2 protein-coding genes are annotated in these 1573 nt (G+C 72.7%); both read left to right on the forward strand.

Going from position 1 to position 1573, the window contains the following annotated elements; all coding sequences use genetic code 11:
* Positions 1-270: phospholipase domain-containing protein (locus tag AA75_RS44390; protein ID WP_149038725.1), on the forward strand; the 270-nt coding region annotated here is incomplete at its 5' end.
* A 195-nt stretch (positions 271-465) separates the two neighbouring features.
* Positions 466-1573 (forward strand): endonuclease/exonuclease/phosphatase family protein (locus tag AA75_RS50710; RefSeq protein ID WP_199520581.1); only part of this gene is annotated, 1108 nt, incomplete at its 3' end.

The following is a 1573-nucleotide window of genomic DNA, read 5'->3' on the forward strand; positions in this document are numbered from 1 at the left end:
CGCGCGGAGCAGACCGACATCGCGGTCCCCTCGGTCGCGGCCACGGTCAGCACCAAGAAGGTGCTGCTGCAACTGCACAACGACGGCCCGACGGAGGTCTCGTTCACCGTCACCCCGAACGACTTCGGCGGCCAGACGCAGACCGTGTGGGTAGGGGCGAACCGGGTGGTGGGCGTGAACTGGCCGCTGGACAACGGCCGCTACGACGTGACCGTCACCGCGGCCACCGGCACCCGCTTCGCACGCCGGTACGCGGGCACCGTGCACTGACCCCGGTCGCGGATCCCGCCACCGGCCCGCCGGTGGCGGGATCCGCGCGCCCGCGTCGGCCAGGAGTTCCCGGTGTTCCCGACCGGCGGCCACGCCCTGTTCATCCCAAGTCCGTTACTCCTAGAGTGAATTGGGTCAGTTGTACAGCCAACTCGACCCAGCCGGACCCGCACCGGTCCGGCGGACAGGACCCCCGTGGCGACAGGATCCTCCCTCGTCCTCTCCTCACCCACCAGTCCCACCGAAGGCGACAAGCTCACCTTCCACTGGACCACCGATGCTCCGGACGCGAAGAACTGGGTGGGCATCTACGACGGCACCCGGCTGCCCGGCACCGGCTCCTCGCTGCTGTGGAAGTACACGCCCGGGGCGTCCGGCGACGTCCAGCTCGACACCTCCGCCCTTACCGGCGGCCCTTACACCGCGTACCTGCTGGCCAAGGACGGGTACGGGATCCTCGCCCAGAGCGCGCCCTTCAGCTTCAAGCCCAAGCCCGCCGCGCCCCGCTCGCACGCCGCCGTCGACGCGCTGACCACCACCCAGGTCGCGCCGGGTGCCGCCGTGAGCGTCAAGCTCGGCGGCCTGTGGATGCGCTCCTCGGGTGCACCGACGTTCCGCAAGATCGCCGGTGACTCCTGGCTGTCGGTGGCCGCCGACGGCACCGTCACCGGCACCGCCCCGAGCAGCGCGCCCGCCGACCCGGCCGTGCTGACCGTCGGGGTGAAGGACGCGGCCGGCAACACGGACACCATCACCGTCCAGCTCTCGGTCCGCGACCCGGCCCAGCCGATCCGGCTGAAGACCGCCGCCTGGAACCTCTGGGACGCCGGCACCCACGCCACCGACGGCCTGGAGAAGCAGCTGCGGGTGATCCTCACCCAGAACCTGGACGTCGTCGCGCTGCAGGAGACCGCCGGCACCGCCGCCACCACCCTGGCCGCGGCGCTCGGCTGGTACGCGTACCAGAGCGCGGGAAGCGTCGGCATCGTCAGCCGCTACCCACTGGCCTCGGTCACCGCCGTCACCACCACGCTGCCCGCCGCGGGCGCCACCGTGCAGCTGCCGGGCAACCGCAGCATCCGGTTCTGGGCCGCGCACCTGGACGAGGCCGACTACGGCCCGTACGCGGTGCAGGACGGCCGCACCGCCGAGGCCACCGTCGCGAGCGAGAGCGCCTCCACCCGCGGCAAGCAGGCCACCGCCCTGGCCACTGCGGTCAAGGCCGACATCGCCGCGGGCAAGGCCGTCGTCCTCGCGGCCGGTCTGGCCTCGCCCTCGCACCTGGACTGGACGCCCGCCACCG

The organism is Kitasatospora sp. MBT63 (genome assembly GCF_000710465.2).
Taxonomy (GTDB): Bacteria; Actinomycetota; Actinomycetes; order Streptomycetales; family Streptomycetaceae; genus Kitasatospora.